This is a genomic window from Paracraurococcus ruber (genome assembly GCF_004353985.1).
GTDB classification, from domain to species: Bacteria; Pseudomonadota; Alphaproteobacteria; order Acetobacterales; family Acetobacteraceae; genus Paracraurococcus; species Paracraurococcus ruber.
Window position 1 is genome coordinate 26872 of sequence record NZ_SMOA01000053.1, and the last position, 6092, is coordinate 32963.

Here is a 6092-nt window from a genome sequence, read left to right on the forward strand (position 1 = left end):
TCCGACTCTCAGGCCTTCTTGCGGGCCACCATGCCGAGGCCGGCCAGGCCCATGCCGAACAGCGCCAGGCTCATCGGCTCCGGCACGCCCGGCGGCGGGGAGGGCGGGGAGGCGATGGAGAAGGAGCCCGACACCGCGGAGTTGGCGCCGCCGGTCTGGGTGAAGGAGAAGGTCAGGCTCATCGCGCCCGGATCGAAGGTCGAGAGGGTACCGGCCGGGGTGAAGTTGCCGAGCACATAGATATCCACCACGCGCGAGGTCGCCGGGCCGCTGGCGCTCAAGCCGATCGGCTGCACCGTGCCGGTGAAGTTGCCGACGGCGGAGGTGAAGCTGACCGCCGTGCCGGCCGTCGCGGTCACCGTGCTCAGCGTCAGGAAGGTGCCGGCGGTGCCGTTCAGGTCGCCGGTCCCGCTGCCAATGGCAGTGAAGAGCGTGTTGGTGAAGGTGGTGCCCAGGCCGATGACGGGGGCGCTGGCACTGATGCCGGTGATCGCCGCAGCGGCGGTGCCGTTGATGGTCGCGGCCTGGGACGCCCCCGCCGCAACAGTGGTGGCCAGCGCAGCAGCGGCCACGATCTTGGTGATGTTCATGAAGGATCCCTTCCGTCGTGGCCCAGGCTTCCCTGGACCCGAAACGGATTCAGCAATCCGCGTGCCAAGCGCACAACTCTTTGGTGATACTCATGAAATCTGCGGGAGGCGGTGCCTCGCCATCCGCTTCTGTAAAGGATCCCGACACATATCGGAGAGGTCGGGCCGCTAGCCCCCCCTGGCGGCCCCCTGCCAGAATGGGTTGGGCGGCGGCCATCGCCTTGTATGCCCTTGTGAAAGGCGGGGCTTCCTCGGCCAGCAATGGGGCCGGTGGGCCAGCCCTCGCCAGCCGGACCCCGCGATGCCGCTGGCTGTCCCGCATGACCCGCGGCTGGCGGGGCCGACCCGGGATGCCGGCCCGGCCCCGCCCTCGCGGGCCGCCCGACACCCGAAGGCGGCAAGGCGACCTGCCGGGTCCGTCACCCGGGGGGCCATGCGGCGGCCCGAAATGGGATGAGGGCCGGGAAGCGATCCCGCATGCCGCCCTGGGCCGGCGGACGGCAGCCGGTGCGCGACAGGCGCAAGGCCGAACGGGACCAGCCTCATCGGTTCCGGCCCGTCGCCGGGGCGGTGCTGTCGGGATCCGGCACCGCCGCCCGCCCTCCAGTTCAGGCAATTCCTTATGGTGTTGAATTTATATCTTTATTTCGCATCACCCTGGATACATGAGGGTATCCCGTAGATCCTTCCGCACGGCTGCATGGCGCATGGCTGCATGGACAGGCCGGTCCCGACGCCGGCGCCATTCGGGCCTGCCCGTCGCTTGTGGCCGCCACGCCAAGCCCCGCGCGGCGGGCCTCCAGGCCCTGAATCCAGCCGACCAACGCCCCGTTCCGGGATGCAAGCCCAGCCATGTCAGTCCCAGCCCTGCCAGTCATCGTCAGAACGGAGCGGGTCCAGTGCTTCGATACCCTCGGCGTTCTCTGGCGCGGGCTGGAAGCCGAGGCCGAGGTCTCCTTCTTCCAGTCCTGGACCTGGGTCGGCTGCCTGGCGGCGGAGCGCTACCCCGATCCCATCCTGTTGCGGGCCGAGCGCGGCGGCCGGCTGGCGGGCCTTGCCCTGTTCAATCGCCGCCGCGGCCGCCTGCACCTGGCCGAAAGCGGCGATGCGGAGCGCGACCGGCCCTTCGCCGAATACAACGGCCCGCTCGCCATTGATGGGGACGCCGCCGCCGCCCTGCTGCGGGCTGCCTGGGACGTCGCCGGGGCGCGCCGCCTGGTGCTGGGCGGCGCGCCGCCCGGCCTGCCGGCGCTGGCCGGCGGCGTCGCGCTGCGCCAACAGGTGCGGGAGGCGCCCTTCCTCGATCTCGACGCCCTGCGGGCTGCCGGCGGCGACTACCTGGCGACGCTCAGCGCCAATACCCGCTACCAGATCCGCCGCTCCAACCGGCTCTATGCCGCGGGCGGCGACCTGGCACTGGCGGCGGCGGCGGATGCGGCGACGCTCGAGGCCTGGTTCGGGGAGTTGGCGGCGCTGCATGATGCCAGCTGGGCCCGGCGCGGCCAGCCCGGCGCCTTCGCCACGCCCTGGCTGAGGCGTTTCCATCGCCGCCTGATGGCCGATGCCCTGGCACGCGGGGAGCTGAACCTGCTGCGCGTCACCGGCGGCGCCGGCCTTGTCGGCATTCTTTACAACTTCCGGCATCGCGGCCGGGTGCTGGCCTATCAGAGCGGCCTGGCCGACCCGGCCGGCCAGCCGCATGCCCGGCCCGGCCTGACCTGCCACGCCCTCGCCATCGCACAGGCAGTGTCGCGTGGCGACCGGGTCTATGATTTCCTGGCGGGGGGGCAGCGGTACAAGCTGAGCCTGGCCGACCGCCAGTCCAGCCTGGTCTGGGTGGAACTGGCCCGGCCCTGGTCCCCGGCCGGGCTGCTGGCACGGCTGGCCGGCCTGCGGCGCCGGGCTGCCGCAGCCGGGGACGCCGCCCACCTCGCCCGAGCGTCGGACAACTAGGCATGTCCGCCAGGGCCGGCCGCGGCTTGCGCCCAGACACCAGAGCGGCATAACCGCAAAGCGGCGGTCGCGGGACAGATCCGCGCCTGGCGACATTGGGCGACCCGTCGCGATCCACCCAGGATGTCCGGGCGATCAGCGGCAGACGGGGGCGGCGGGCGATGCCGCAACAGCAATCCGGCGACAACTACCCGTGCAGGGCGTTGGCCAGACACGACACAGCTTGTTGTGATATCAAATCGTGTTGTTGGCAATCTTTACAGCCCCTCGCCCCGGCGTTGGGCGGCGGAATCCCAAGCCACTGAATCCAGGCTTGTTTTCGAACTGGCTCGGTTCTTGCTGGAATATCGTTCCGTGCAAGACCCCGCGACCTGTTCCCTGCCAACTCGCGAATGACGCCTGCGACCATGGCCCGAGCGTCCCGCGCCGCTCCCGGGCCCCCCGGATATCCTCAATGCCCCAACCGCTGCCCCTCTACCCGCCACCCGGCTCAGGCTTGCATGTCCGTCCCACCCTGCCGGACGACGCGCCCGGCATGACGCCGCCCGCCGGACCCGACGATCCGCCGGTGGTCGTCCTGCCCGAACCCGATGCGGCACGGACGCGCGCCACCACCAAGCGCTCGCCCACCGATGCCGATTCCGCGGTGGGCCAGCGCATCCGCGACCGCCGCCTTGCCATGGGCATGCCGCTCAGCGAGCTCAGCGCCCGCATCGGCGTCTCCAACCCGCAGATGCACCGCTATGAATGCGGCCTCACCCGGGTCGCCGCCAGCCGGCTGATCGCCATCGCCGCGGCGCTCGGCGTCTCGGTGGACATGCTGACCAGCAACACGGCCGAAGCCGGCCGCCTCGGCCCGGCCGAGGAGGCGGAGGTGGGGCTGCTGCTCAAGGCCTTCAGCAATATCGGCCAGCCGGAGCAGCGCAGCGCCCTCATTGCCCTGGCCCGTTCCATGGCCGAGGCGGAGACCAGCGGCCACGACTGATCCCGGCGTCATGGGCCATGACCATGGGCCATGACCGCCGATAGTCGCTTTCCGGTCCTGCAGGCGCCGGATGGCTCCGGAGGGGCGTTCGGTGTCGCGGCCGGCTTCGCCGGCGCCAGGTCGGCCCAACCCCGCCAGCAGTCGGGTTCACGATGGCGGGCAGCGGCCCGGATCAGCGGCCCACCGCCAGCATGTGTTCCGCCCGCGTCCCGCCCAGCAGCTCCGTCACCCGCAGCCGCCAGGGGCCAGGCGCCGCCGCGGCACCGGCGGGCAGCCGCCAGGGGCGCGCTTCCGCGCCGCGCAGCAACAGGGTCCAGCTGCGGTCCGGCCGTGCCTCCCCCGCCGGATCCAGCAAATCGATGCGCAGGACCGTCGCGGCCGCCGGGCTGGGCCCGGCAAGGCCGAGCATGAACTCCGCCGTCTCCCCGGCCGCAGCCTGATCGGGGCCGTGGATCACCGGGCCCGGCAGCGCCGCGGGCGAGAGCACCAGCACCGCCGGCCGCACCCCATCCAGCGTCACCTCGGCCGTGGCGGCCGGGGCCAGGCCCGGTCCCTCTCCCATGTGGCGGAGCAGCCACCCCTCCGCCGGCGTCACCCGCACCGTCGCCGGCGGCAGCGGCCGGCCCTCGGGGCCCAGCCCGCGCTGCAGCGCCAGCAGCCGCACCGCGCCGGTGCGCGCTTCCCGCTGCTCCAGATCGGGCGGACCCTCGGCAGCCAGGGCCGGGGCGGTGCCGGCCATGGCCAGCAGGCGGGCGAATTCAGCGGCCGGACCGGGCTCCGCCCCGGCCTCCCGTTGCAGGACCTCGGGGCGGCGCAGCGGCAGGCCGGCCAGCGCCGGCACGGGCAGCCTTTGGCCGCGACCGTCGAAGGTGCCGGGCTCGGCGGCATCCGTCAGCAGAACCCCGCCGCGGGCGGCGAAGGCGCGGATCGCCGCTGCCTCGGCAGGCCCGAGGGCGATGGCATGCGGCAGCACCAGCGCCCGCAGCCCGTCCGGCACGCCCTGCGCCAGCATGGCCGGCGTCAGCCAGCGCGGCGCGACGCCGGCGCGGTCCAGCGCGCCCTGGGCGCGGCGGAGCGCGGCACGCCAGGCGCTGTCCTCCTGGTGCTCGATCTCCTCGCCACGGGCGGCCCAGGAGGCGCCGTCGCGCTGCCAGTCTGCCCGCCGGTCCAGCAGCCAGCGCAGCCGGAAGCTGGGTTGGGAATAGAGGATGCCGACCGCGCCGGCGACGGGCTCGGCCGCCAGCCACTGCGCCGGGATGCCGCCACGCAGCGCCGCGAATTCGGCGGCCGAGGCCAGGCCGCGCGGCCCCGGCGTGCCGTCCGCCGCGACGATGTCCTTCTCGCCGTCCCAGACGATGGTGCCGCGCATGCCCAGCAGCGCCTGGCGCCAGAGGCGGTGCCATTCCGCCGGCGTCTGCAGGAAGCTGGTGGAAAGCAGCACCAAGCCCGGATTCAGGCCACGGGCGATGGCGGCATTGCCGTCGAAATCATAGGTCTCCAGCACGTCGACCGCCTGGGAGAGCAGGCCGTAGTCCCAGCCGCCCCAGCCCGGCCGCTGGCCGCCGCCGATGCCGGCCAGCAGCGCCGGATCCACCCCATGCACGGCATCCCGCCCCGCCCGCAGCGCCCGGGCGAAGACGATGTCCATCCAGGCCTTGAAGTCGGACCAGGCGGAGTGGTTGCCGTCGGTCCGCGCCAGGGCGGCATCGGTCGTCTCCGGCAGCACCGCTTCCCAGGTCGCGAAGGCGCTGCCCCATTGCGCGTTCAGCGCATCGAGCGAGGGGTATTCGCCGCGCAGCCAGTCGCGGAAGCCGGCCAGCGCGTGCGGCGAGAGATCGAAATCCCAGGCCGCCGAGAGGTCGGCGATCCCCGGCTCGTCGCCAAGATTGAGGAAGAAGGGGAGCGCCGGCGCGGCGAGGTCGCGGTGCAGCCGGGCATGCGCCGCCATGCGGCCCCGGATGCGCGCCAGCCAGGCGGGGTCGGACAGGCTGGGCTCGCGGTGGAAGAGCGTCGGGTCGGCCGGGTTCTCCCGGTAGCGGCGCTGCACCTCGAGGTATTCGTGGTTCACCGGCAGGCCGGGCCGGAAGCGGTGATAGGCGCTGTAGAAGTCGGTGGCGATGTTCTCGACATACCAGCGCAGGCCGGCCGCTTTCAGCGGCGCGGTGGCGCGGCGTGCCGCCGCCGGGTCGATCGCGTCGCGCTGGCCGAAGACCAGGGCGCCGGAATAGCCGAGGCGCGGCAGGGCGGCGAAGGCCTCCGGCGTCGTTGGCCGGTGCCAGAGGATGATCTCGTAATCCGGCCAGCGTTCGGCCGGGGTCTGCGCCGCGGCGGGAAGGGCGAGGAGCAGGGCGGCACCTGCCAGGCAACCCAGTGCCGCCCTGCGAGGGGACTTTGCCCCCTCGCGCTTCCCCGGCCAGGGCCACAGGGCCCTTGGCCCCCCTGGGCCTGCCACCCGCGGCGGCTCAGGGCCGTCCGATGGAGTGGTAGTGGAAGCCTGCCTCGCGCATGGCCTCGGGGTCGTAGACGTTGCGGAAGTCGAGCAGGACGGGGCCGCGCATGGCGGC

Annotated in this window: 4 protein-coding genes; 2 read left to right on the plus strand and 2 right to left on the minus strand. The window is 73.1% G+C overall.

What is annotated here, in order from left to right; all coding sequences use genetic code 11:
* Positions 1-8: 8 nt before the first annotated feature.
* Positions 9-590, minus strand: coding sequence for a PEP-CTERM sorting domain-containing protein (locus E2C05_RS12375; protein WP_133219946.1), 582 nt, complete (start codon positions 588-590; stop codon positions 9-11).
* Between the two features lie 852 nt (positions 591-1442).
* On the opposite strand from E2C05_RS12375, the gene E2C05_RS12380 reads away from it, so the two are divergent.
* Both E2C05_RS12380 and E2C05_RS12385 read left to right on the plus strand, forming a co-directional pair.
* The gene (locus E2C05_RS12380) at positions 1443-2543 is read left to right on the plus strand and encodes a GNAT family N-acetyltransferase (RefSeq protein ID WP_133219947.1); all 1101 of its coding nucleotides are present in this window, start codon (positions 1443-1445) and stop codon (positions 2541-2543) included.
* Positions 2544-3039: 496 nt separating this feature from the next.
* Positions 3040-3528: a helix-turn-helix domain-containing protein gene (locus E2C05_RS12385; RefSeq protein WP_205082793.1), complete on the plus strand. Its 489-nt coding sequence runs from the start codon at positions 3040-3042 to the stop codon at positions 3526-3528.
* Between the two features lie 172 nt (positions 3529-3700).
* Here the strand turns inward: E2C05_RS12385 and E2C05_RS12390 are convergent, their stop codons facing one another.
* A complete protein-coding gene (locus E2C05_RS12390; protein ID WP_133219949.1) occupies positions 3701-5980 on the minus strand; it encodes a beta-galactosidase in 2280 nt (759 codons plus the stop codon).
* Between the last annotated feature and the right edge of the window lie 112 nt (positions 5981-6092).

Excerpts from the sequence above, each read along its gene's own strand:
- E2C05_RS12380 (WP_133219947.1), top strand. The coding sequence starts at position 1,443 with ATGTCAGTCCCAGCCCTGCCAGTCATCGTCAGAACGGAGCGGGTCCAG.
- E2C05_RS12375 (WP_133219946.1), bottom strand. The coding sequence starts at position 590 with ATGAACATCACCAAGATCGTGGCCGCTGCTGCGCTGGCCACCACTGTT.